Consider the following 23,058-nt stretch of genomic DNA (forward strand, 5'->3'; position numbering starts at 1 on the left):
ATCAACCGCGCCAGAAGGGCTTCAACCCTTCCTGGCGCGCCTGTTCGACACTCAGGCCCACGTCACGCAGTTGCTCCGGGGTCAGCTCCAGCAAGGTCTTGCGCGTGTGCATGCGGTGCCAGAACAACGCCCAAGAGCGCAGCGCCGGAGCCTTGTGACGCGCCGCCATGCGCCGCTCCTGGCCGACTTCCAGTTCCTGACCGTGTAATGCCAACCGCACATCGCTCAAACCGCTCATTTTCCTGCCCCTCATTTACGTATTGCCATGAGTACGTAGGATGAGCCGGCGGGCGAAACCATGACAGATTCAACATCGCTGTATTAAATCCATACAGATGCTGCCTATTGGCGCCTGAATCCTGTATTTTCAGCCTATCTGTACTGGTAACCGGGAAGCATCGCCATGACCCTATACGTCAACCTGGCCGAACTGTTGGGCACGCGCATCGAGCAGGGCTTCTATCGCCCGGGCGATCGATTGCCGTCAGTGCGGGCCTTGAGCGTGGAGCACGGGGTGAGCCTGAGCACCGTACAGCAGGCCTACCGGATGCTGGAAGACAACGGCCTGGCGATGCCCAAACCCAAATCCGGCTACTTCGTACCGGTAGGCCGCGACTTACCGGCACTGCCAGCAGTAGGCCGCCCGGCCCAGCGCCCGGTAGAGATTTCCCAGTGGGACCAAGTGCTGGAACTGATCCGCGCGGTGCCACGCAAAGACACCATACAGTTGGGTCGTGGCATGCCGGATGTATTGTCGCCGACCATGAAACCGCTGCTGCGCAGCCTCGCCCGGATCAGTCGGCGCCAGGACATGCCGGGACTGTATTACGACACTATCCACGGCAACCTGGAGCTGCGCGAACAGATCGCGCGCCTGATGCTCGATTCAGGCTGCCAACTGACGCCCCAGGACCTGGTGATCACCACCGGTTGCCACGAAGCGCTGTCCGCCAGTATCCACGCCATCTGCGAGCCGGGCGACATCGTTGCCGTCGACTCGCCGAGCTTCCATGGCGCCATGCAAACCCTGAAAGGCCTGGGCATGAAAGCCCTGGAAATCCCCACCGACCCGCTTACCGGTATCAGCCTGGATGCGCTGGAGCTGGCACTGGAACAGTGGCCGATCAAAGTCATCCAGCTGACCCCCAACTGCAATAACCCGCTGGGCTACATCATGCCGGAGTCGCGCAAACGCGCGCTGCTGACCCTGGCCCAGCGCTTTGACGTGGCGATCATCGAAGACGATGTGTATGGCGAACTGGCCTACAGCTACCCGCGCCCACGCACCATCAAGTCCTTCGACGAAGATGGCCGCGTCGTCCTGTGCAGCTCCTTCTCGAAGACCCTGGCGCCGGGCCTGCGGATCGGCTGGGTAGCACCCGGTCGGTACCTGGAGCGCGTGCTGCACATGAAATACATCAGCACTGGCTCCACCGCGACCCAGCCGCAGATCGCGATTGCCGAATTCCTGAAAGACGGGCATTTCGAACCGCATTTGCGGCGGATGCGTACGCAATACCAGCGTAATCGCGACCTGATGCTCGATTGGGTCAGCCGTTACTTCCCGGCCGGCACCCGCGCCAGCCGTCCACAGGGCAGTTTCATGCTGTGGGTGGAATTACCGGAAGGCTTCGACACCCTGAAGCTCAACCGGGTGTTGTTGGATGAAGGTGTACAGATTGCTGTGGGAAGTATCTTTTCCGCCTCCGGCAAGTACAGGAATTGCCTGCGCATGAACTACGCTGCCAAACCAACGCCACAGATTGAAGAGGCCGTGCGCAAGGTCGGCGCAACGGCCATCAAGTTGCTGGCCGAAGCCGCGGACTGACCTTTCTCGGGAAATAGCCGTCATATGCCGACAACCGCCCTGATTCGGAACCCACGTCATTGATGACCCAACGGCTATTACCGTTTTTCCTGCTGGGCATCCTGGCCCTGGGCGGCTGCGCAACCATCGACCAGCCGCGCACGCCCAGTGAGGCGCTGCCGGCCAGCGAGTCGTCCTTCGGCCGCTCGATCCAGGCCCAGGCCGCACCGTACAAAGGCCGCTCCGGCTTCCGCCTGCTGCCCAACAGCAGCGAAGCCTTCATGGCCCGTGCCGAACTGATCCGCAACGCCCAGACCAGCCTCGACTTGCAGTACTACATCGTCCACGACGGCATCAGCACGCGGATGCTGGTGGATGAATTGCTCAAGGCCGCCGACCGTGGCGTGCGCGTGCGCATCCTGCTGGACGACACCACCAGCGACGGCCTGGACCAGATCATCGCCACCCTCGCCGCCCACCCGCAGATCCAGATTCGCCTGTTCAACCCGCTGCACCTGGGCCGCAGCACCGGCGTGACCCGTGCCATGGCGCGGCTGTTCGACCTGTCGCTGCAACATCGGCGCATGCACAACAAGCTGTGGCTGGCGGACAACAGCGTCGCCATCGTCGGCGGGCGCAACCTGGGAGATGAGTATTTCGACGCCGAACCCAACCTCAACTTCACCGATATCGACATGCTCAGCGTGGGCCCGGTGGCCGAGCAACTGGGCCACAGTTTCGACCAGTACTGGAACAGTGCATTGAGCAAGCCCATCGGCGATTTCGTCCGCAGCGCCTCCAAAGGCGACCTGGCCAGCGCCCGCGTACGGCTGGAGGAATCCCTCGCCGAATCGCGCCAGCAAAATCATGCCCTGTACAACCGCCTGCGCACTTACAAAACTCAGCCGCGCATGGACATCTGGCGCCGCGAGCTGATCTGGGCCTGGAACCAGGCGCTGTGGGATGCGCCGAGCAAGGTGCTGGCCAAGGCCGATCCGGATCCGCGGCTGCTGCTGACCACCCAGCTGGCGCCCGAACTGGAAGGTGTCAGCCATGAGCTGATGATGATCTCGGCTTACTTCGTGCCCGGGCAGCCCGGGCTGGTGTACCTGACCGGTCGTGCGGACGCCGGGGTATCGGTGAGCCTGCTGACCAATTCCCTGGAAGCTACCGACGTGCCCGCCGTGCACGGCGGCTATGCGCCCTATCGCAAGGCGCTGCTGGAACACGGCGTGAAACTGTACGAGTTGCGTCGCCAGCCGGGAGACGGCGGCGGCAGCGGCCCTCATCTGTTCCGCAAGGGCACCTTCCGCGGCTCGGACTCCAGCCTGCACAGCAAGGCGATCATCTTTGACCGGGAGAAATCCTTCATCGGCTCATTCAACTTCGACCCGCGCTCGGTGCTGTGGAACACCGAAGTCGGCGTACTGGTGGACAGTCCCGAGCTGGCGGAACACGTGCGCAACCTGGCACTGGAGGGCATGGCGCCCCCATTGAGCTATCAGGCGAAACTGCAGGATGGCCAGGTGGTGTGGGTGACCGAAGACAACGGCCAACTGCACACCCTCACCCGTGAACCCGGCAGTTGGTGGCGCCGGTTCAATGCCTGGTTTGCTACATCCGTCGGGCTGGAACGCATGCTTTAAGAACAGCGCAGAGCCCTGTGGGAGCCGGGCTTGCCCGCGATTGCGGCGTCTCAGGCACAGGATGCGCAAGCTGACACTTCGCTATCGCAGGCAAGCCAGCTCCCACAGTTGTTCGCATTTCAAGGTCAGGCCGGCTGGGTGGCGCCGAATGCGCCTTGGCGCAGCAGCAGAATCACCAACCCCAGCGCCCCCGCTGCCATCAACAGCGGCAACGCATGCCCGCTGATCCACTGGCTGCCAGCACCGGCCACCAGTGGGCCGATCAGGCAGCCGATGCCCCACAGCTGCGCGATATGCGCATTGGCGCGCACCAGTGCGTCGTCGCGGTAGCGCTCGCCAATCAGGATCAGCGACAAGGTGAACAACCCACCGGCGCTGGCCCCGAACAGCACCCACACCGGCCAGATCAGCAGCGTATCGAGCAACAGTGGAATCGCCAGGCTCGTCGCCAGCAGCATCAGCGCGCAGCCGAGAAACAGTGTGCGCCGAGGCAGGTAGTCCGCCAGCGCGCCAATCGGCAGTTGCAGCAACGCATCACCGACCACCACCGTGCTGACCATCGCCAGGGCAATCTCGGCGGTGAAACCCTGTTGCAGGCAATACACCGGCAACAGCGTCAGAATCATCGCCTCGAACGCGGCGAATAACGCCACCGCCCAGGCAATCGCCGGCAAACCCTGGCAGAAGCGCAGCAAGTCGCCGAAGGTCACGCTGAAGGACTCGGCAGTCGGCGCACCGGTGCGGCCCAGCAGCAGGATCGGCGAGAACGTCAGCAGACCAACGCCCACCCAGAAGCCAATGTCGTTATCCGTACCCAGCGCGCCCAGCAGCAACGGGCCCGACAGTTGGCTCAACGCATAGCTGCAGCCATACAGCGCCACCAGACGGCCGCGCCAACGCTCGATCACCAGTTGGTTAATCCAGCTTTCGCCGAGGATAAACACGATGGTCAGGATCACCCCGATCATCAGCCGCAGCACCAGCCATACCGGGTAGCTGGGCAATATCGCCAACAGGCCGATGGAAATCGCCCCGGCCCACAGGCACAGGCGCATCAGGTTTGCCGTGCCCAGGCGTGAGGCCAAGCCACTGGAGACCTTGGCACCCAGCAGCACACCAAAGGCCGGCATCGCCGCCATCACGCCGATAGCGAAGCTGCCGTAGCCCCAGCTTTCCAGGCGCAAGGACACCAGCGGCATGCTCACGCCCAAGGCCAGGCCCACGCTCAAGACCGACGCCAACACGGCGAAATAGGTCGCCCAACGCATTTCCACGCTCCTGTGGATTGTTTTTTCAGGGCCGCAAACGAACTGTAGGAGCGAGCTTGCTCGCGAAAAACTTGAGAGCACCGCGTGCATTCAGAATGCCCGCGTCATCGTTCAAGTCCTTCGCGAGCAAGCTCGCTCCTACAGGGAGTCGCCGGGATTACTTACAACTTGATCCAGGTCGCCTTCAGCTCGGTGTACTTGTCGAACGCGTGCAGCGACTTGTCGCGGCCGTTACCCGACTGCTTGAAACCACCGAACGGTGCGGTCATGTCGCCGCCATCGTACTGGTTGACCCACACGCTACCGGCACGCAGTGCCTTGGCGGTCAGGTGTGCCTTGGAGATGTTCGACGTCCACACCGCAGCGGCCAGGCCGTATTGGGTGTCGTTGGCGATCGCGATGGCTTCTTCCACGCTGTCGAAGGCAATCACCGACAACACGGGGCCGAAGATTTCTTCCTGGGCGATCTTCATGGCGTTGGTCACACCGTCGAAAATCGTTGGCTCCACATAGGTGCCACCGCTTTCCTGCAGCGTGCGCTTGCCGCCGGCTACCAGCTTGGCACCATCGGCATGCCCGGCTTCGATGTACGACAGCACGGTGTTCATCTGCTGGGTATCCACCAGCGCGCCGACCGTGGTGGCCGGGTCCAGCGGGTTGCCCGGCTTCCAGGCCTTGAGGGCCTCGATCACCAGCGGCAGGAATTTATCCTTGATCGAACGCTCCACCAGCAGGCGCGAACCGGCGGTGCACACTTCGCCCTGGTTGAAGGCGATGGCGCCGGCCGCAGATTCGGCGGCGGCTTGCAGGTCCGGGGCATCGGCGAACACGATGTTCGGGCTCTTGCCGCCAGCTTCCAGCCAGACGCGCTTCATATTCGACTCACCGGACCGGATCAGCAGTTGCTTAGCGATCTTGGTGGAACCGGTGAACACCAGGGTGTCGACGTCCATGTGCAGCGCCAGGGCGTTACCCACGGTGTGGCCATAACCCGGCAGCACGTTGAACACGCCTTTTGGGATGCCGGCTTCAACCGCCAGTTCGGCGATGCGGATGGCAGTCAGTGGCGACTTTTCAGACGGCTTGAGGATCACCGAGTTACCGGTGGACAGCGCCGGCCCAAGTTTCCAGCAGGCCATCATCAGCGGGAAGTTCCACGGCACGATGGCCGCGACAACGCCGACGGGCTCCCGAGTCACCAGGCCAAGCTGGTCGTGGGGCGTGGCTGCAACTTCATCGTAGATCTTGTCGATGGCCTCACCGCTCCAGCTCAGCGCTTGCGCCGCGCCTGGAACGTCGATGTTCAGGGAGTCACTGATCGGCTTGCCCATGTCCAGGGTTTCAAGCAGTGCCAGCTCTTCGGCGTTGGCCTTGAGCAAGCCGGCGAAACGGATCATGGTGGCTTTGCGCTTGGCGGGCGCCAGGCGTGACCAGGCACCTGAATTGAAGGTGGCGCGGGCGTTTTCAACCGCGCGCTGGGCGTCGGCGACGTCACAGCTGGCAACCGTTGCCAGCAGACGGCCATCGACCGGGCTGAGGCATTCGAACGTGTCGCCGGAAACGGCGGCGGTGTATTCGCCATTGATGTAGGCGCGGCCTTCGATCTTCAGATCCTTGGCGCGTTGTTCCCAGTCGGCACGGGTCAGGGTGGTCATGCGAGTGTCCTCCTCTTATTGAATACAAGGGCCGGGCAATGTACCCAGGCACCTTCGAAGAATGCTTGCCCGACCAGCCAGCTGTTCGGCTCAAGGCAGCTGCCACCCTAAACCAGCGGCGATGGATGTTTCAATATATTTGACATAACGGCAGCAAACGCCCTTGCGATGTTCATTTTAATAAACATAGACTTTGAGCTCTCCAACCGCAGGCCAGACGGGACACGCCCATGAACATCCAGAATATCGTCGACTTCAGCCAGGCCAGGACTGAGCCTGACCGCTACCGTCCGGCCGCGGAGAAAATCCTCAAGGGCGACCCTGAGCAAACCGTCTACAACCACTACAACAGTCCGTGCGGCCAGATGAGCGCCGGGGTCTGGGAAGGTGAAGTCGGGCAGTGGAAGGTCAACTACACCGAGCATGAATATTGCGAGATCGTGCAGGGCGTCTCTGTATTGCGCGACGCCGATGGCAACGCCAAGACCTTGCGCGCCGGTGATCGCTTCGTGATTCCGGCCGGCTTCAGCGGCACTTGGGAAGTGCTGGAACCCTGCCGCAAGATCTACGTGGTGTTCGAAGAAAAGGCCTGATCATTTTTCAGGCACAAAAAAAAGCCCGCATCGTGAGATACGGGCTTTTTTTCACAAGAAAGAAAACCAATTACTTGATTTTGCCTTCTTTGTAGATCACGTGCTTGCGAACGCGCGGGTCGAACATTTTCTTTTCGAGCTTGTCCGGGGTAGTACGCTTGTTCTTGTCGGTAGTGTAGAAGTGACCAGTACCGGCGCTAGAGATCATTCGAATCAATTCACGCATGATTTAGCTCCTTAGATTTTGCCGTCGCGGCGCAGTTCGGCCAGCACGACAGTGATGCCGCGCTTGTCGATAACACGCATGCCTTTGGCAGATACGCGCAGACGAACAAAACGTTTCTCTTCTTCAACCCAAAAGCGGTGATGCTGCAGGTTTGGCAGGAAACGACGACGGGTTTTGTTGTTTGCGTGGGAAATGTTATTCCCAGTCACCGGACCCTTACCGGTAACTTGACAGACTCTCGACATGCCTCAGCCCTCTAAAACCACATGCCCAACCCGGCATGGGTTGGCCGCTTAATCTCTCAGTCATTTGGCGCCAGGCGCCGCGTTTCTTTAGGGTCTTACCGGCTACACCTACTAGCGAAGGAACCGGGCCCCTAGAAAAGAGCGCTGCTTTATACCAGAAAGACCCCAGTGCAACAACAGGCCGTGTACTTTTATACGCGTAAATCCAGGCCATGGACGCCTGAACCGTTGCCAGGGTGGGCCGCTATAGAAGCTAACCGCTCGTCGCACAGAATGATTTACAGCGCTCGCGCGCACTGCAAAGTGCTCGGCAAAACGACCTGAGGCGCCATCAAAACAGCATTTGAGGCAAAAGCACAGGCAAAAATGGGCTAGTCATTTGTCAATCAGCCCACTACGGTAGGACTTTTCCAGACTGCACTCGCAGATGGGCCTTCGATCTGCAAAGGAAACCGAATATGCGCCTCGCTGCCCTACCGCTATTGCTAGCCCCTCTTTTTATTGCTGCACACGCCAAGGCGGCCACCACCCTGAGCGTCTGCACCGAAGCCAGTCCCGAGGGCTTCGACGTGGTGCAATACAACTCGCTGACCACCACCAATGCCTCGGCAGACGTATTGATGAACCGCCTGGTGGACTTCGACGCCACCAGCGGCAAGCTGGTCCCGAGCCTGGCGGACAGCTGGGACGTCTCGCCGGACGGCCTGACCTACACCTTCAAGCTGCATCCGGACGTTAAATTCCATCGTACCGAATACTTCACCCCAAGCCGCACTCTGACGGCCGAAGACGTGCGCTTCAGCTTCGAGCGCATGCTCGACCCGGCCAACCCGTGGCACAAGATTGCCCAGAGCGGCTTCCCCCACGCCCAGTCGCTGCAACTGCCCACGCTGATCAAGAAGATCGACGCCCTCGATCCGCTGACCGTGCGCTTTACCCTGGACCACGCCGATTCGACCTTCCTCGCCGCATTGAGCATGGGCTTCGCCTCGATCTACCCGGCGGAATACGCCGACAAACTGCTCAAGGCCGGCACACCCGAAAAACTCAACAGCCAGCCTATCGGCACCGGGCCGTTCATTTTCGGGCGCTTCCAGAAGGACGCGACGATTCGCTACAAGGCCAACCCGGACTACTTCGCCGGCAAGCCTGCGGTGGATAACCTGATCTTTGCGATCACCCCGGACGCCAACGTGCGCCTGCAAAGGTTGCGTCGCGATGAGTGCCAGATCGCCTTGTCGCCCAAGCCCCTGGATATCGATGCAGCACAGAAAGACGCCGACCTGAAGATCGAGAAAACAGCGGCCTTCATGACCGCGTTTGTCGCCATCAATAGCCAGCATCCGCCGCTGGACAAGCCGGAAGTCCGCCAGGCAATCAACCTGGCCTTCGACAAGGCCAGCTACCTCAAGGCAGTATTCGAAGGCACCGCCGAAGCCGCCAATGGCCCGTACCCGCCCAATACCTGGAGCTACGCCAAGGACTTGCCGGGCTACCCGCAGGACATTGCCAAGGCCAAGCAGCTACTGGATCGCGCCGGCCTCAAGGATGGTTTCAAGACCACCATCTGGACCCGGCCGTCGGGCAGCCTGCTGAACCCGAACCCGAGCCTGGGCGCACAACTGCTGCAAGCGGACCTGGCCAAGGTCGGCATCCAGGCTGAAATCCGCGTGATCGAATGGGGCGAACTGATCCGCCGCGCCAAGGCCGGCGAGCACGACCTGCTGTTCATGGGCTGGGCCGGCGATAACGGTGACCCGGATAACTTCCTGACGCCGCAGTTCTCCTGCGCGGCCGTAAAGTCCGGCACCAACTTCGCCCGCTACTGCGACCCGGCGCTGGACAAGCTGATCAGCGCCGGCAAGACCACCAGCGAACAAGGCGTGCGCAGCAAGCTTTACCAGCAGGCCCAGGCGCAGATCCAGCAACAGGCGTTGTGGCTGCCACTGGCGCACCCGACCGCGTTTGCGCTGACGCGCAAAAATGTCGAGGGGTATCAGGTGAGCCCGTTCGGGCGCCAGGATTACTCCAAGGTCAGCGTCAAGCCATAAGCCAGGCCCCCTGTAGGAGCGAGCTTGCTCGCGAAGGTCGTCAACGATAACGCGGAAAACCTGACACCCAGCTTTTTCGCGAGCAAGCTCGCTCCTACAGAGCCTACATCCACCCAAATTCCGCCATCGACAGCGGATCACCCTCCCCCACAATGATGTGGTCCAGCACACGCACGTCCACCATCTCCAACGCCTTTTGCAGCACCCTGGTCAGTTTTCGATCAGCAATGCTGGGCTCGGCGCTGCCGGAAGGATGGTTGTGGCACAGGATCAGCGCCGCGGCGTTGTAGTCCAACGCGCGCTTCACCACTTGCCGGGGGTAGACGATGGCGTTGTCGATGGTGCCTTGAAACAGCTTCTCGAAGCCCAGCACCCGGTGTTTGGAGTCGAGAAACAGGCAGCCGAATATCTCGTGAGGCTCATGGCGCAGCAGCGCCTTGAGGTAGTCGCGCACGGCCTCCGGACTTTCCAGCACCGAGTCGCTGCGCAGGCGCTCGGCCAAGTGACGGCGGGCCATTTCCAGTACGGCTTGAAGCTGGGCGAACTTCGCCGGCCCCAGGCCCAGGTGCTGGCTGAACACCGTCTGCCGGGCCTCCATCAGCGCGCGCAGGCTGCCAAATTGCGCCAGCAGATGCCGCGCCAGGTCGACGGCACTTTTACCGGACACCCCAGTGCGCAGGAAAATCGCCAGCAATTCAGCGTCGGAAAGGTTCTCCGCGCCCAGTTCCAACAGCTTCTCCCGCGGACGCTCTGCCGCAGGCCAATCGCGAATACTCATGGCACCTCCGTGTGCATGTGCGCCGCTGTTGCATGGCGGACGCTGTGGTATCTTAGGCCATCTTTTTGCGTGCGATTTCACCTGGGGAGGGGGCATCGCAACGCCATCACTGAACTGGAAAGGCAAGCCAATGCAGCGTCTGTATCGGAAACGCATCGTTCTCGGCGTCGGCGGCGGCATTGCCGCCTACAAGAGCGCAGAGCTGGTTCGCAGGCTCCTCGACCAAGGCGCCGAAGTGCGCGTGGTCATGACCCGGGGCGGCAGTGAATTCATTACCCCACTGACCATGCAAGCCCTGTCCGGCCACCCGGTTCACCTCGATCTGCTGGACCCCGCAGCCGAAGCTGCCATGGGACACATCGAACTGGCCAAATGGGCCGACCTGGTGCTGATCGCTCCGGCCACCGCCGACCTGATCGCCCGCCTCGCCCAAGGCATTGCCGACGACCTGCTGACCACCCTGGTGCTGGCCACCGACGCCACCGTCGCGATCGCCCCGGCCATGAACCAGGCCATGTGGCGCGACCCGGCCACCCAGGCCAACACCCAACTCCTGCAAAGCCGTGGCCTCAAGGTCTTCGGGCCGGCCTCCGGCAGCCAGGCCTGCGGTGACGTGGGCCTGGGCCGCATGCTCGAAGCCACCGACCTCGCCCAATGCGCCGCCGACTGCTTCCAGCACCTGGCCCTCACCGGCAAGCACGTGCTGATTACCGCCGGCCCGACCCAGGAAAACATCGACCCGGTGCGCTACATCACCAACCATAGCTCAGGAAAAATGGGCTTCGCCCTGGCTGAAGCGGCGGTCGAGGCAGGCGCCCGGGTAACCTTGATCACCGGCCCGGTGCATCTGCCGACCCCGGATCGCGTCACCCGAATCGACGTAGTCAGCGCCCGCGACATGCTGGCGGCCTGTGAAGCGGCGATTCCCTGCGACCTGTTTATCGCTTCGGCAGCGGTCGCGGACTACCGCCCGGAAGTGGTTGCACCGCAAAAACTCAAGAAAGACCCTACAAGCGGCGACGGCCTGCTCCTGCAAATGGTCCGTAACCCGGACATTCTGGCGACCATCGCCACCCGCGAAGACCGCCCGTTCAGCGTCGGCTTCGCTGCCGAAACCGAGCATTTGCTGGACTACGCCGCACGCAAATTGAAAGACAAAAACCTCGACCTGATTGTCGCCAACGATGTCGCCAACCCGAGCATCGGCTTCAACAGCGAGGAAAATGCCATCAGCGTGATCGACCGCGAGTTGCACGCTACCGTTTTCGCCCAGACCAGCAAGGGCAAGATTGCCCGCCAACTGATCTCTTTTATCGCCCTACGGCTGAACCAGGTTTAATTTCCATGCACGCTTTGCAAGCCAAGATCCTCGACCCACGCATCGGCAACGAATTCCCGCTGCCGGCCTACGCCACTCCAGGCTCCGCCGGCCTCGACCTGCGCGCCATGCTCAAGCAGGACACCGTGCTTGAGCCGGGCCAGACCATTCTGATTCCGACCGGCCTGTCGATCTACGTGGGCGACCCTGGCCTGGCGGCGCTGATCCTGCCGCGCTCCGGCCTGGGTCACAAACACGGGATCGTCCTCGGCAACCTGGTGGGCCTGATCGATTCGGACTACCAGGGCGAGCTGATGGTGTCGTGCTGGAACCGTGGCCAGACCGCGTTCAACATCGCCGTCGGCGAGCGCATTGCCCAACTCGTACTTGTGCCGGTGGTGCAGGCGCACTTCGAGCTGGTCGAAGAGTTCGACGAAACACAGCGCGGTGCAGGCGGCTTCGGACATTCCGGCAGCCACTGACTAAGCTGAACTGACTTAGCCGGACAAGCCGGGTGCCTCACCCGGCCTGACGCCAACGCATGGCCTTTCAGGATGAAGAATGCGCGGAACTTATCAGCAAGATTTCCCCAGTGAAATCAGGGCATTAGGCGGGCGAAAGGGCGGTGCTTCGGCGCCGATCGCACTTTTGCACCACGAACTCTATGCCAAAAACGCCGTCTTACCCTTCAGTTTGAGCCTGCCGGTCAGCACCCCTGAGGCCAGCCCAGCCCCTTATCGATGGAGTTCCCCCCCGCAATGAGCAACGCAGCCCGAGTCGCCCCGACATTTCCCGACAGCATTTTCCGCGCCTATGACATCCGTGGCGTGGTCCCCAAGACCCTGACCGCCGAAACCGCCTACTGGATCGGCCGTGCCATTGGCTCCCAGAGCCTGGCCCAAGGCGAGCCCAACGTCTCCGTTGGCCGTGATGGCCGCCTCTCCGGCCCCGAGCTGGTGGAGCAACTGATCCAGGGCCTGGCCGACAGCGGCTGCCATGTCAGCGACGTCGGCCTGGTGCCAACGCCTGCGCTGTACTACGCGGCCAACGTACTGGCCGGCAAGTCGGGCGTGATGCTCACCGGCAGCCACAACCCGTCGGACTACAACGGCTTCAAGATCGTCATCGCCGGCGATACCCTGGCCAACGAACAGATCCAGGCCCTGCACACCCGCCTGAAGACTAACGACCTGACCAGCGGCACCGGCAGCATCACCAAGGTGCAAATCCTTGATCGCTACTCGGACGAAATCACCCGCGACGTCAAACTCGCCCGCCGCCTGAAAGTGGTGGTGGACTGCGGCAACGGCGCGGCCGGCGTGATCGCCCCGCAACTGATCGAAGCCCTGAACTGCGAAGTGATCCCGCTGTTCTGCGAGGTCGACGGCAACTTCCCTAACCACCACCCGGACCCGGGCAAGCCTGAGAACCTGGTGGACCTGATCGCCAAGGTCAAGGAAACCGGCGCCGACCTGGGCCTGGCTTTCGACGGCGACGGCGACCGCGTCGGCGTGGTGACCAACACCGGCAATATCGTGTTCCCGGACCGCCTGCTGATGCTGTTTGCTCGCGACGTCGTGGCGCGCAACCCGGGTGCCGAGATCATCTTCGACGTCAAATGCACCCGCCGCCTGACGCCGCTGATCAAGGAATACGGCGGTCGTCCGCTAATGTGGAAGACCGGTCACTCGTTGATCAAAAAGAAAATGAAAGAAACCGGCGCCCTGTTGGCCGGCGAAATGAGCGGTCACGTGTTCTTCAAGGAACGCTGGTTCGGTTTTGACGACGGTATTTACAGCGCCGCCCGTCTGCTGGAGATCCTCAGCAAGGAAAAATCCACCGCCGAAGACCTGTTTGCAACCTTCCCGGATGATATTTCTACGCCAGAGATCAATATCCATGTGACCGAAGAGAGCAAATTCAGCATCATTGACGCACTGCACGATGCGCAGTGGGGCGAAGGCGCCAACCTGACCACCATTGACGGCGTGCGGGTCGATTACGCCAAAGGCTGGGGCCTGGTTCGCGCATCCAACACCACACCGGTGCTGGTGCTGCGTTTCGAGGCGGATTCCGAGGCTGAGTTGCAGCGCATCAAGGACGTGTTCCACGCCCAGTTGAAACGTGTTGCCCCTGATCTCCAATTACCGTTCTGATTTTTTGTACCGGAGCCCTGAATGACCCTCGAACGCGAAGCCGCCGCCAATACCGCCAAGGTCCTTTCCGAAGCGTTGCCTTACATTCGACGCTACGTCGGCAAGACGCTGGTGATCAAGTACGGCGGCAATGCCATGGAAAGCGACGAGCTGAAAACCGGCTTTGCCCGCGACATCGTGTTGATGAAAGCCGTCGGGATCAACCCGGTGGTGGTACACGGTGGCGGCCCGCAAATCGGTGACCTGCTCAAGCGCCTGTCCATCGAGAGTCACTTCATCGACGGCATGCGTGTCACCGACGCCCAGACCATGGACGTGGTAGAGATGGTCCTGGGCGGCCAGGTGAACAAAGACATCGTCAACCTGATCAACCGCCATGGCGGCAGCGCCATCGGCCTGACCGGCAAGGACGCCGAGCTGATCCGCGCGAAGAAGCTCACCGTGACCCGCAAGACCCCGGAGATGACTCAGCCGGAAATCATCGACATCGGCCAGGTGGGCGAAGTGATCGGCATCAACACCGATCTGCTGAACCTGCTGGTGAAAGGCGATTTCATTCCGGTGATCGCGCCAATCGGCGTGGGTGCCAACGGTGAGTCCTACAACATCAACGCCGACCTGGTGGCCGGCAAGGTGGCCGAGGCGCTGAAGGCCGAGAAGCTGATGCTGCTCACCAACATCGCCGGCTTGATGGACAAGGAAGGCAAGGTTTTGACCGGCCTGACCACCCAGCAAGTGGACGACCTGATCGCCGACGGCACCATCTACGGCGGCATGCTGCCGAAGATCCGCTGCGCACTGGAAGCGGTGCAAGGCGGTGTCGGCAGCTCGTTGATCCTGGATGGCCGTGTGCCGAATGCGATCCTGCTGGAAATCTTCACCGATACCGGTGTGGGTACGCTGATCAGCAATCGCAAGCGCCCTTAAGCGCTGGTAAACAAAAAGGCCCCGTTCAATTCGATTGAACGGGGCCTTTTCTATGTACTCGGTCTAAAAATGTGGGAGCGGGCTTGCTCGCGAAAGCGGCGGGTCAGTCGACACATATATCAACTGACAAGCCGTATTCGCGAGCAAGCCCGCTCCCACATGGATCTTCTAAACGCCGAACTGCTCGCGATAGGCCTTGACCGCCGGCAAATGCTGCTTGAGCTGCGGGTCGTCTTCCAGGAACTGCAGCACTTGGTTCAACGAAACAATGCTCACCACCGGAATCGCGAAATCACGTTCAACTTCCTGGATCGCCGACAATTCACCGTTGCCGCGCTCCTGGCGGTTCAGCGCGATCAACACGCCGGCCGCCTTGGCGCCGTCCTGGGAAGCGATGATCTGCATCACTTCGCGAATCGCCGTACCCGCAGTGATCACGTCGTCGATGATCAGCACGTCGCCCTTGAGCGGCGCACCGACCAGGCTACCGCCTTCGCCGTGGGCCTTGGCTTCCTTGCGGTTGAAGCACCAAGGCAGATCCAGCTCGTGATGTTCAGCCAACGCCACGGCGGTCGCGGCCGCCAGGGGGATGCCTTTGTAGGCAGGGCCGAACAGCACGTCGAAGGAAATACCGCTTTCAACGATGGCGGCCGCATAGAAACGACCCAACTGCGCCAGGGCGGAACCCGAGTTGAAAAGGCCGGCATTGAAGAAGTAAGGGCTGGTGCGCCCGGACTTCAGGGTGAACTCACCGAAGCGCAATACGCCGCGATCGATGGCAAAACGAATGAAATCGCGTTGATACGCCTGCATGAAAAAAGCCTCAGATACCACGGATTTAGCTAATTAGGTAGACGGCGTGTATCATACACGCACGCGATTTTTGGGGCCATTTATGCGGATCATCAGTGTGAACGTCAATGGTATTCAGGCTGCAGTCGAGCGTGGTTTGCTCAGTTGGCTGCAAGCCCAGAATGCCGACGTCATCTGCCTGCAGGACACCCGCGCCTCCGCCTTTGAACTGGACGACCCAGCCTTCCAACTGGATGGCTACTTCCTTTATGCCTGTGATGCCGAAGTTCCCGCCCAAGGCGGCGTGGCTTTGTATTCGCGGTTGCAACCCAAGGCGGTCATCAGCGGCCTCGGCTTCGAGACAGCCGACCGCTACGGGCGCTACCTGCAAGCCGATTTCGACAAGGTCAGCATCGCGACCTTGCTGCTTCCATCAGGGCAGAATGGCGATGAAGACTTGAACCAGAAGTTCAAGCTAATGGACGACTTCGCCCGTTATCTGGATAAACAGCGGCGCAAACGTCGCGAGTACATTTACTGTGGCTCGCTGTATGTGGCGCAACAGAAGCTGGATATCAAGAACTGGCGCGACAGCCAGCAATCACCGGGCTTTCTCGCGCCGGAACGGGCCTGGATGGACGAGATTGTCGGCAATATGGGCTATGTCGATGCCCTGCGGGAAGTCAGCCGCGAAGGCGACCAGTACAGCTGGTGGCCGGATAACGAACAGGCCGAGATGCTCAACCTCGGCTGGCGTTTTGACTACCAGCTGCTGACGCCAGGCTTGCGTCGCTTCGTGCGCAGTGCACGCCTGCCACGCCAGCCGCGCTTCTCGCAGCACGCGCCGCTGATCGTGGACTACGACTGGACCTTGACCATCTAAGGTCTTTTTCCAGGCACAAAAAAACCGACATCGCTGTCGGTTTTTTTGTGGGCGGTGGTTATTTGATCAACCGCAACGTCCACGGATAACGATAAGCCACACCCTTGTTGGCCTTGATGCCCCCAATGATCGTCATCACCACCGCACCAATCACCAGGACGGTCATCAACACGAAGCCGATCACGATAAAGCCCAGCAGGAAGCAGACCGCCCAGGCAATGCCCACGGTGATCTGGAAATTCAGCGCTTCCTTGCCCTGGTCATCAATGAACGGGTCCGTGTCCTTCTTCACCTGCCAGAGAATCAAAGGCCCCAGCAGGCTGCCGAACGGGAACATCAAGCCGAAAAACGCCGCGAAGTGACAGAGCATCGCCCACTGGCGAACTTCCTTGGACGGTGTCGGCAGCGGAAGTTGACTGTCACTCATGGCGTAGCTCCTTGGGGTTGAATCAGTCGGCCAGGGCGGCGTTCTGCAGTTCGAAGATCTCGGTCATGCCTTTCTGGGCCAATGCCAGCATGGCATTCAGGTCCGCCGGCTGGAATGGCGCGCCTTCGGCGGTGCCCTGCACTTCGATGAAACCACCGGTGCTGGTCATCACCACGTTCAGGTCGGTCTCGGCAGCCGAATCTTCAAGATAGTCCAGATCCAGCACTGGCTCGCCCTGATACATGCCTACCGATACAGCCGCGATCATCTGCTTGAGCGGATCGCCGCCTTTCAGGCCGCCACGCTTCTTGATGACTTTGAGCGCATCGACTAGGGCAACCATGGCGCCGGTGATGGATGCAGTACGGGTGCCACCGTCGGCCTGGATCACGTCGCAGTCGACATACAGGGTCACGTCGCCCAGCTTGGACATGTCCAGGGCAGCACGCAGGGAACGACCGATCAGGCGCTGGATTTCCAGGGTGCGCCCACCTTGCTTGCCACGGCTGGCTTCACGCTGGTTACGCTCGCCGGTGGCGCGCGGCAGCATGCCGTATTCGGCAGTCAACCAACCCTGGCCCTGGCCCTTGAGGAAACGCGGCACGCCGTTTTCGACGCTGACGGTGCAGATAACCTTGGTATCGCCAAACTCGACCAGTACAGATCCCTCGGCGTGTTTGGTGTAGTTGCGGGTGATGCGGATCGAGCGGAGCTGATCGGCAGCGCGACCACTTGGACGTTTCATAGGGGATACCTGTACGGAGGACGAAAAACTGCCGAGCATTATAGAGCCGCCAGCCCTGATCGGCACTTCTAAAAAATCCTGTTACAAACCCGGTCACCGAAGCCACTGTTTGGGGCCACCCGTCCCGTTGAGCTACAATCCTGCGCCTTCGCAGCCTGTCGGCTTCAATCTACCCATCAGCCCGCCTGTTTGCGGGACTGCATCGCGAGGTACCTCCATGGTGCACAGCATGACCGCCTTCGCCCGCGTCGAAAAAGCCGGCGTCCAAGGCACCCTGAGCTGGGAATTGCGCTCGGTCAACAGCCGCTACCTGGAGCCGCACCTGCGCCTGCCGGAATCGTTTCGCGACCTCGAAGGCGCGGTCCGTGAAGCGCTACGCCAGGGGATCTCCCGCGGCAAGCTGGAATGCACCCTGCGCTTCACCGAGGAAACCACCGGCAAGCCGTTGCAGGTGGATCGCGAGCGCGCCGCGCAATTGGTCGCCGCCGCCGAAACCATCGCCAGCCTGATCAAACAGCCTGCCGCCATCAATCCTTTGGAAGTTCTGGCCTGGCCCGGCGTGCTGGTGGCCGACGCCACTGACCCGCAGGCGCTGAACGCCGAGGCCCTGGCCCTGTTCAACCAAGGCTTGAAAGAACTCAAGGCCGGTCGCGAACGCGAAGGCGCCGAGCTGGCCCGCCTGATCAGCGACCGCCTGACCTCCATCGAAGAGGACGTGGTGACCCTGCGCGAACTGGTGCCGCAGATGCTTGCCACCCAGCGCCAGAAGGTCCTGGATCGCTTCGCCGACATGCAGGCCGAGCTGGACCCGGTGCGCCTGGAGCAGGAGATGGTCCTGCTGGCACAAAAGAGCGACGTTGCCGAAGAGCTCGACCGCCTGAGCACCCACATCCTGGAAGTGCGCCGCGTGCTCAAGTCCGCCGGTGCCGCCGGTCGGCGCCTGGACTTCCTGATGCAGGAACTCAACCGCGAAGCCAATACACTGGGCTCCAAAGCCTTTGATCCGCGCAGCACCCAGGCTGCGGTCAACCTCAAAGTGTTGATCGAGCAAATGCGCGAACAAGTACAGAATATCGAGTAAGGCACCCTGACATGACCCACAGCACCGGCACCCTTTACATCATTTCTGCCCCATCGGGCGCGGGCAAAAGCAGCCTGGTCAAAGCCCTGACCGACGCTGACGAGCAGATCCGCATCTCGGTGTCCCACACCACCCGCGCCATGCGCCCGGGTGAAGTGAACGGCGTGCACTACCACTTCGTCGAGCGCACCGAGTTCGTCAAGATGATCGAGCACGGTGATTTCCTCGAGCGCGCCGAAGTCTTCGGCAACCTCTACGGCACCTCCCAAAGCCACCTGCAGCAGACCCTGGACGAAGGCCACGACCTGATCCTGGAAATCGACTGGCAGGGCGCCGAGCAAGTGCGCCAGCTGATGCCCAAAGCCCGCTCGATCTTCATCCTGCCACCGTCGCTGGAAGCGTTGCACCAGCGCCTGACCAACCGCGGCCAGGACAGCGACGAGATCATCGAAGGCCGCATGCGCGAAGCCGTCAGTGAAATGAGCCACTACGTCGACTACGACTACTTGATCATCAACGACGATTTCGCCCACGCACTGGACGATCTGAAGGCGATTTTCCGCGCCAATCAGCTCCAGCAAAAGCGTCAGCAGCAGCGTTTCGGCAAATTGTTGGCCGAACTGCTCGGCTGATTGGCTCTTCCCAAAACCGCTGCAAGGGCTTTACATTGGCACTTGTAGCGCGTTTGCGATGGCCTGCGAAAAATCAGCGCTTCCCTAAACGCTGGTGATTTTTTAAACTGTTCAGTCCGCTCGCCCAACCGGGCAGCGCGCATATTGCATTCGCTCCGAGGAATACCATGGCCCGCGTAACCGTTGAAGACTGCCTAGAACACGTGGATAACCGCTTTGAGCTGGTCATGCTCTCTACCAAGCGTGCCCGTCAACTGGCTACTGGCGGCAAAGAGCCTCTGGTCCAGTGGGAAAACGACAAGCCTACCGTTGTAGCCCTGCGTGAAATCGCTGAAGGCCTGATGAGCTACGAGTTCATCGCCAACGCCGAAATCGTTGAAGACGAACCGCTGTTTGCAGCGTTCGAGGACGAGTCCAACGAGGCCGTCTAAGCCTATGCCTGGTCGACGTAGCACGGCGCGGGGTCACAGCCAACGGCAGGAGTTAATACTTTGCCGAGCATAGACGCCCTCGCCGATCGCTTATCGACCTACCTCGGCCCAGACCAGGTCAACCTGGTCCGCCGAGCGTATTTCTACGCCGAACAAGCCCACGACGGCCAACGCCGCCGCAGTGGCGAGGCGTATGTCACGCATCCTCTTGCCGTGGCAAATATTCTTGCCGACATGCACATGGACCATCAGAGCTTGATGGCCGCGATGCTGCATGACGTGATCGAAGACACCGGTATTGCCAAGGAAGCGCTCAATGCGCAATTTGGCGAAACCGTGGCCGAACTGGTCGACGGGGTCAGCAAACTGACCCAGATGAACTTCGAAACCAAGGCCGAAGCCCAGGCGGAAAACTTCCAGAAGATGGCCATGGCCATGGCCCGGGACATCCGGGTGATCCTGGTCAAGCTGGCCGACCGGCTGCACAACATGCGCACGCTGGAGGTGCTGTCCGGTGAAAAACGCCGGCGCATCGCCAAGGAAACCCTGGAAATCTACGCGCCCATCGCCAATCGGCTGGGCATGCACGCCATTCGTATCGAATTCGAAGACCTCGGCTTCAAAGCCATGCACCCGATGCGTTCCGCGCGCATTTATCAGGCGGTCAAACGCGCCCGGGGCAATCGCAAGGAAATCGTCAACAAGATCGAAGAGTCCCTGAGCCATTGCCTGGCGATCGATGAGATCGAGGGCGAGGTCAGCGGCCGGCAGAAACACATCTACGGCATCTACAAGAAGATGCGCGGCAAGCGTCGGGCCTTCAACGAGATCATGGACGTGTACGCGTTCCGGATCATCGTCGACAAGGTCGATACCTGCTACCGCGTGCTGGGCGCTGTACATAATTTGTACAAACCCCTGCCGGGGCGCTTCAAGGACTACATCGCGATTCCCAAGGCCAACGGCTATCAGTCGCTGCATACCACGCTGTTCGGTATGCACGGGGTGCCCATCGAGATCCAGATCCGCACCCGCGAAATGGAAGAGATGGCCAACAACGGCATCGCCGCCCATTGGCTGTACAAATCCACCGGCGACGAGCAGCCGAAAGGTACGCATGCCCGCGCCCGCCAGTGGGTCAAGGGCGTGCTGGAAATGCAGCAACGTGCCGGCAACTCCCTGGAATTTATCGAAAGCGTGAAGATCGACCTGTTCCCGGACGAGGTCTACGTGTTCACGCCCAAAGGCCGGATCATGGAGCTGCCCAAAGGCTCCACGGCGGTCGACTTTGCCTACGCGGTGCACACCGACGTGGGTAACAGCTGCATAGCCTGTCGGATCAATCGTCGACTGGCCCCGCTGTCGGAACCGCTGCAAAGCGGCTCCACGGTGGAGATCGTCAGCGCACCGGGCGCACGCCCGAACCCGGCCTGGCTGAACTTTGTGGTTACCGGCAAGGCCCGCACCCATATCCGTCACGCCCTGAAACTGCAGCGCCGCTCCGAGTCCATCAGCCTGGGCGAACGCCTGCTGAACAAGGTGCTCAACGGCTTCGACAGCTCCCTGGACAAGATCCCGGCCGAGCGCGTGCAGGCGATGCTCCACGAGTACCGTCAGGAACTGATCGAAGACTTGCTGGAAGACATCGGCCTGGGCAACCGCATGGCATATGTGGTCGCCCGCCGCCTGCTGGGCGAAGGCGAACAGTTGCCAAGCCCCGAAGGCCCGCTGGCGATTCGCGGTACCGAAGGCTTGGTGCTCAGCTACGCCAAGTGCTGCACGCCGATCCCGGGTGACCCGATTGTCGGCCACTTGTCCGCCGGCAAAGGCATGGTGGTGCACCTGGATAACTGCCGCAACATCAGTGAAATCCGCCACAACCCCGAGAAATGCATCCAGCTTTCGTGGGCCAAGGATGTCACTGGCGAATTCAACGTCGAGCTGCGGGTCGAGCTGGAACACCAGCGCGGCCTGATCGCCCTGCTGGCCAGCAGCGTCAATGCGGCCGACGGCAATATCGAGAAAATCAGCATGGACGAACGCGATGGTCGCATCAGCGTGGTCCAACTGGTGGTCAGCGTGCACGACCGTGTGCACCTGGCCCGCGTGATCAAGAAACTGCGCGCCCTGACCGGGGTCATCCGCATCACCCGCATGCGCGCCTAGCCCATCCATTACAAGGAGTCATTCATGACCAAGACTGTTATCACCAGCGACAAGGCACCAGCAGCAATCGGTACTTACTCCCAGGCGATCAAGGCGGGCAATACCGTCTACATGTCCGGCCAGATTCCACTGGACCCAAAAACCATGGAGCTGGTTGAAGGCTTTGAAGCCCAAACCATCCAGGTCTTCGAAAACCTGAAGTCGGTTGCCGAAGCTGCAGGCGGTTCGTTCAAGGACATCGTCAAACTGAACATCTTCCTCACCGACCTGAGCCACTTCGCCAAGGTCAACGAGATCATGGGCAAGTACTTCGAACAGCCGTACCCAGCCCGCGCCGCCATCGGCGTTGCCGCCCTGCCAAAGGGCGCGCAGGTTGAGATGGACGCCATTCTGGTCATCGAGTAAAACATCCGGCGCAGCGCTTCCAAGGGAAGGCTGCGCCGAATTGGTTTTTGGAAGGATTTCGTAATGCGCAAAGCGCTCGTTGCCTCTTCGTTGCTCGCCCTGTTGCTCGGCGGCTGCGCCAGCAATCCCGCCGACCTGGATGTGAGCGGCACCTGGATCAACCAGGCCGCCATCGACGCGGCAGCCAAGGGCGGCCCTTTGCGTGAAGCCCTGCAGAGCTATGGTCCGAACCTCGAATGGGAGGTGAACACCAAAGCATCCCAGGCCCGCTACTACAACGGTTTTGAAGTAGCTGAAGGCAAGTTGCTGGGTGAAAAATCCGGCGCCTGGAGCGTCGACTTCTACGGCAGCTCCGCCACTGAACTCAAGCGTAAAGGCAAACTACTGTTGCAAGGGGCCAATGATAACGAGCCCGAGCAGCTATTTGCCCGCGCCAAGGACCCTGCCCCCGAAGGCGCGCCACTTGGCGCCAACTTCGAACGCACCCTGTACGCCGCCTATATGGGCGGCACCTGGAAAATCAGCAGCGGCAACGGCGAAGGCGCGACGGTGCAGTTCCAGGCCAATGGCCAGGTAACCGGCTTGCCCGGCGCTGATCAGTACTCGCTGTGCCTGGCGGGCGATTGCGCCTCCATGAGCGGCGGCTACGACAGCATCTGGCTGCAACTGAACGGCCAGGGTAACCCGTGGATCTTTGCGCGCAAGGGCAAGCAACTGGAGATCTTCCAGGCGATCAACACCGCTCAGGCCGACGAGGTACCCTCGTTTACCCCCGGGCCACGACAGTGGTTGCTGGAAAAACAGTGACGCAAAAAAGGAGCCCTTA

At 61.0% G+C, this 23,058-nt stretch carries 23 protein-coding genes and 2 pseudogenes; 15 read left to right on the forward strand and 10 right to left on the reverse strand.

All coding sequences use genetic code 11. From position 1 onward, the window contains the following. Window position 1: 1 nt before the first annotated feature. Entirely contained in the window at window positions 2–238 is a 237-nt protein-coding gene (locus tag NVB75_RS19145; protein ID WP_258342815.1) for a DUF1127 domain-containing protein, read from the reverse strand. 165 nt (window positions 239–403) lie between these two features. Here NVB75_RS19145 and NVB75_RS19150 point away from each other — a divergent pair, with 165 nt between their 5' ends. Then, entirely contained in the window at window positions 404–1,828 is a 1,425-nt protein-coding gene (locus NVB75_RS19150; RefSeq protein ID WP_258342817.1) for a PLP-dependent aminotransferase family protein, read from the forward strand. Between the two features lie 62 nt (window positions 1,829–1,890). Beyond that, window positions 1,891–3,453, forward strand: a complete 1,563-nt coding sequence (locus tag NVB75_RS19155) for a phospholipase D family protein (RefSeq protein ID WP_258342819.1) — start codon at window positions 1,891–1,893, stop codon at window positions 3,451–3,453. Window positions 3,454–3,578: 125 nt separating this feature from the next. Here the strand turns inward: NVB75_RS19155 and NVB75_RS19160 are convergent, their stop codons facing one another. From NVB75_RS19160 to NVB75_RS19170, 3 genes and pseudogenes are all read right to left on the reverse strand, one after another. Further along, complete coding sequence (locus NVB75_RS19160) at window positions 3,579–4,721, reverse strand: MFS transporter (protein WP_258342820.1); 1,143 nt, start codon at window positions 4,719–4,721, stop codon at window positions 3,579–3,581. A gap of 40 nt (window positions 4,722–4,761) precedes the next feature. Continuing rightward, a pseudogene (locus tag NVB75_RS19165) lies at window positions 4,762–4,851 on the reverse strand (outer membrane lipoprotein carrier protein LolA); the annotation flags it as partial. A 31-nt stretch (window positions 4,852–4,882) separates the two neighbouring features. Continuing rightward, window positions 4,883–6,376 (reverse strand): aldehyde dehydrogenase, encoded by a 1,494-nt coding sequence (locus NVB75_RS19170; protein WP_017476698.1) that lies wholly within the window; start codon window positions 6,374–6,376, stop codon window positions 4,883–4,885. 230 nt (window positions 6,377–6,606) lie between these two features. On the opposite strand from NVB75_RS19170, the gene NVB75_RS19175 reads away from it, so the two are divergent. Beyond that, a complete protein-coding gene (locus NVB75_RS19175; RefSeq protein ID WP_003213261.1) occupies window positions 6,607–6,969 on the forward strand; it encodes a cupin domain-containing protein in 363 nt (120 codons plus the stop codon). A 70-nt stretch (window positions 6,970–7,039) separates the two neighbouring features. Here NVB75_RS19175 and rpmG read toward each other — a convergent pair whose 3' ends face one another. Both rpmG and rpmB read right to left on the reverse strand, forming a co-directional pair. Continuing rightward, a complete protein-coding gene (rpmG, locus tag NVB75_RS19180; protein ID WP_003176906.1) occupies window positions 7,040–7,195 on the reverse strand; it encodes a 50S ribosomal protein L33 in 156 nt (51 codons plus the stop codon). Window positions 7,196–7,206: 11 nt separating this feature from the next. After that, a complete protein-coding gene (rpmB, locus tag NVB75_RS19185; protein WP_003213263.1) occupies window positions 7,207–7,440 on the reverse strand; it encodes a 50S ribosomal protein L28 in 234 nt (77 codons plus the stop codon). A 458-nt stretch (window positions 7,441–7,898) separates the two neighbouring features. Between rpmB and NVB75_RS19190 the strand changes: the two genes are divergently transcribed. Beyond that, the gene (locus NVB75_RS19190; protein ID WP_258342823.1) at window positions 7,899–9,491 is read left to right on the forward strand and encodes an ABC transporter substrate-binding protein; all 1,593 of its coding nucleotides are present in this window, start codon (window positions 7,899–7,901) and stop codon (window positions 9,489–9,491) included. A gap of 103 nt (window positions 9,492–9,594) precedes the next feature. On the opposite strand, the gene radC is transcribed toward NVB75_RS19190, so the two are convergent. Further along, window positions 9,595–10,269, reverse strand: a complete 675-nt coding sequence (radC, locus tag NVB75_RS19195; protein ID WP_258342824.1) for a DNA repair protein RadC — start codon at window positions 10,267–10,269, stop codon at window positions 9,595–9,597. A gap of 130 nt (window positions 10,270–10,399) precedes the next feature. Here radC and coaBC point away from each other — a divergent pair, with 130 nt between their 5' ends. From coaBC to argB, 4 genes and pseudogenes are all read left to right on the forward strand, one after another. Beyond that, a complete protein-coding gene (coaBC, locus tag NVB75_RS19200) occupies window positions 10,400–11,608 on the forward strand; it encodes a bifunctional phosphopantothenoylcysteine decarboxylase/phosphopantothenate--cysteine ligase CoaBC (protein ID WP_017476702.1) in 1,209 nt (402 codons plus the stop codon). 5 nt (window positions 11,609–11,613) lie between these two features. Further along, window positions 11,614–12,069 carry a dUTP diphosphatase gene (gene dut / locus NVB75_RS19205; protein ID WP_003213270.1) on the forward strand — a complete coding sequence of 152 codons (456 nt, stop codon included), beginning with the start codon at window positions 11,614–11,616 and terminating at the stop codon, window positions 12,067–12,069. Between the two features lie 252 nt (window positions 12,070–12,321). Beyond that, window positions 12,322–13,743 (forward strand): annotated as a pseudogene (locus tag NVB75_RS19210) (phosphomannomutase/phosphoglucomutase); the annotation flags it as partial. A 21-nt stretch (window positions 13,744–13,764) separates the two neighbouring features. After that, window positions 13,765–14,670 carry an acetylglutamate kinase gene (gene argB / locus NVB75_RS19215; RefSeq protein WP_003213275.1) on the forward strand — a complete coding sequence of 302 codons (906 nt, stop codon included), beginning with the start codon at window positions 13,765–13,767 and terminating at the stop codon, window positions 14,668–14,670. Between the two features lie 168 nt (window positions 14,671–14,838). On the opposite strand, the gene pyrE is transcribed toward argB, so the two are convergent. Beyond that, window positions 14,839–15,483 (reverse strand): orotate phosphoribosyltransferase, encoded by a 645-nt coding sequence (pyrE, locus tag NVB75_RS19220; RefSeq protein ID WP_003213276.1) that lies wholly within the window; start codon window positions 15,481–15,483, stop codon window positions 14,839–14,841. An 82-nt stretch (window positions 15,484–15,565) separates the two neighbouring features. Between pyrE and NVB75_RS19225 the strand changes: the two genes are divergently transcribed. After that, window positions 15,566–16,345, forward strand: coding sequence for an exodeoxyribonuclease III (locus NVB75_RS19225; RefSeq protein ID WP_003176915.1), 780 nt, complete (start codon window positions 15,566–15,568; stop codon window positions 16,343–16,345). 58 nt (window positions 16,346–16,403) lie between these two features. Here the strand turns inward: NVB75_RS19225 and NVB75_RS19230 are convergent, their stop codons facing one another. Together NVB75_RS19230 and rph are read right to left on the reverse strand one after the other, a co-directional pair. Next, window positions 16,404–16,772: a DUF4870 domain-containing protein gene (locus NVB75_RS19230; protein WP_017476705.1), complete on the reverse strand. Its 369-nt coding sequence runs from the start codon at window positions 16,770–16,772 to the stop codon at window positions 16,404–16,406. A gap of 22 nt (window positions 16,773–16,794) precedes the next feature. Next, window positions 16,795–17,517, reverse strand: coding sequence for a ribonuclease PH (gene rph / locus NVB75_RS19235; RefSeq protein WP_003213280.1), 723 nt, complete (start codon window positions 17,515–17,517; stop codon window positions 16,795–16,797). Between the two features lie 217 nt (window positions 17,518–17,734). On the opposite strand from rph, the gene NVB75_RS19240 reads away from it, so the two are divergent. From NVB75_RS19240 to NVB75_RS19265, 6 genes are all read left to right on the forward strand, one after another. Continuing rightward, window positions 17,735–18,598 (forward strand): YicC/YloC family endoribonuclease, encoded by an 864-nt coding sequence (locus NVB75_RS19240; RefSeq protein WP_093203689.1) that lies wholly within the window; start codon window positions 17,735–17,737, stop codon window positions 18,596–18,598. A gap of 11 nt (window positions 18,599–18,609) precedes the next feature. Continuing rightward, the gene (gmk, locus tag NVB75_RS19245; RefSeq protein ID WP_003213284.1) at window positions 18,610–19,230 is read left to right on the forward strand and encodes a guanylate kinase; all 621 of its coding nucleotides are present in this window, start codon (window positions 18,610–18,612) and stop codon (window positions 19,228–19,230) included. A gap of 167 nt (window positions 19,231–19,397) precedes the next feature. Next, a complete protein-coding gene (gene rpoZ, locus NVB75_RS19250) occupies window positions 19,398–19,661 on the forward strand; it encodes a DNA-directed RNA polymerase subunit omega (RefSeq protein WP_003176920.1) in 264 nt (87 codons plus the stop codon). A 60-nt stretch (window positions 19,662–19,721) separates the two neighbouring features. Beyond that, on the forward strand, window positions 19,722–21,827 hold the full coding sequence (spoT, locus tag NVB75_RS19255) for a bifunctional GTP diphosphokinase/guanosine-3',5'-bis pyrophosphate 3'-pyrophosphohydrolase (RefSeq protein WP_258342825.1): 2,106 nt from the start codon (window positions 19,722–19,724) through the stop codon (window positions 21,825–21,827). 24 nt (window positions 21,828–21,851) lie between these two features. Next, window positions 21,852–22,232 (forward strand): RidA family protein, encoded by a 381-nt coding sequence (locus NVB75_RS19260; protein ID WP_003213288.1) that lies wholly within the window; start codon window positions 21,852–21,854, stop codon window positions 22,230–22,232. Window positions 22,233–22,295: 63 nt separating this feature from the next. Next, on the forward strand, window positions 22,296–23,039 hold the full coding sequence (locus NVB75_RS19265) for a hypothetical protein (protein ID WP_177080584.1): 744 nt from the start codon (window positions 22,296–22,298) through the stop codon (window positions 23,037–23,039). Window positions 23,040–23,058 lie beyond the last annotated feature (19 nt).

The organism is Pseudomonas sp. CBS (assembly GCF_024734645.1).
Lineage (GTDB): Bacteria > Pseudomonadota > Gammaproteobacteria > Pseudomonadales > Pseudomonadaceae > Aquipseudomonas.

Bases quoted from the DNA above. Each gene is read 5' to 3' on its own strand.
- NVB75_RS19145 (WP_258342815.1), bottom strand. From the start codon at position 238: ATGAGCGGTTTGAGCGATGTGCGGTTGGCATTACACGGTCAGGAACTG.
- NVB75_RS19150 (WP_258342817.1), top strand. From the start codon at position 404: ATGACCCTATACGTCAACCTGGCCGAACTGTTGGGCACGCGCATCGAG.
- NVB75_RS19155 (WP_258342819.1), top strand. From the start codon at position 1,891: ATGACCCAACGGCTATTACCGTTTTTCCTGCTGGGCATCCTGGCCCTG.
- NVB75_RS19160 (WP_258342820.1), bottom strand. From the start codon at position 4,721: ATGCGTTGGGCGACCTATTTCGCCGTGTTGGCGTCGGTCTTGAGCGTG.
- NVB75_RS19170 (WP_017476698.1), bottom strand. From the start codon at position 6,376: ATGACCACCCTGACCCGTGCCGACTGGGAACAACGCGCCAAGGATCTG.
- NVB75_RS19175 (WP_003213261.1), top strand. From the start codon at position 6,607: ATGAACATCCAGAATATCGTCGACTTCAGCCAGGCCAGGACTGAGCCT.
- rpmG (WP_003176906.1), bottom strand. From the start codon at position 7,195: ATGCGTGAATTGATTCGAATGATCTCTAGCGCCGGTACTGGTCACTTC.
- rpmB (WP_003213263.1), bottom strand. From the start codon at position 7,440: ATGTCGAGAGTCTGTCAAGTTACCGGTAAGGGTCCGGTGACTGGGAAT.
- NVB75_RS19190 (WP_258342823.1), top strand. From the start codon at position 7,899: ATGCGCCTCGCTGCCCTACCGCTATTGCTAGCCCCTCTTTTTATTGCT.
- radC (WP_258342824.1), bottom strand. From the start codon at position 10,269: ATGAGTATTCGCGATTGGCCTGCGGCAGAGCGTCCGCGGGAGAAGCTG.
- coaBC (WP_017476702.1), top strand. From the start codon at position 10,400: ATGCAGCGTCTGTATCGGAAACGCATCGTTCTCGGCGTCGGCGGCGGC.
- dut (WP_003213270.1), top strand. From the start codon at position 11,614: ATGCACGCTTTGCAAGCCAAGATCCTCGACCCACGCATCGGCAACGAA.
- argB (WP_003213275.1), top strand. From the start codon at position 13,765: ATGACCCTCGAACGCGAAGCCGCCGCCAATACCGCCAAGGTCCTTTCC.
- pyrE (WP_003213276.1), bottom strand. From the start codon at position 15,483: ATGCAGGCGTATCAACGCGATTTCATTCGTTTTGCCATCGATCGCGGC.
- NVB75_RS19225 (WP_003176915.1), top strand. From the start codon at position 15,566: ATGCGGATCATCAGTGTGAACGTCAATGGTATTCAGGCTGCAGTCGAG.
- NVB75_RS19230 (WP_017476705.1), bottom strand. From the start codon at position 16,772: ATGAGTGACAGTCAACTTCCGCTGCCGACACCGTCCAAGGAAGTTCGC.
- rph (WP_003213280.1), bottom strand. From the start codon at position 17,517: ATGAAACGTCCAAGTGGTCGCGCTGCCGATCAGCTCCGCTCGATCCGC.
- NVB75_RS19240 (WP_093203689.1), top strand. From the start codon at position 17,735: ATGGTGCACAGCATGACCGCCTTCGCCCGCGTCGAAAAAGCCGGCGTC.
- gmk (WP_003213284.1), top strand. From the start codon at position 18,610: ATGACCCACAGCACCGGCACCCTTTACATCATTTCTGCCCCATCGGGC.
- rpoZ (WP_003176920.1), top strand. From the start codon at position 19,398: ATGGCCCGCGTAACCGTTGAAGACTGCCTAGAACACGTGGATAACCGC.
- NVB75_RS19260 (WP_003213288.1), top strand. From the start codon at position 21,852: ATGACCAAGACTGTTATCACCAGCGACAAGGCACCAGCAGCAATCGGT.
- NVB75_RS19265 (WP_177080584.1), top strand. From the start codon at position 22,296: ATGCGCAAAGCGCTCGTTGCCTCTTCGTTGCTCGCCCTGTTGCTCGGC.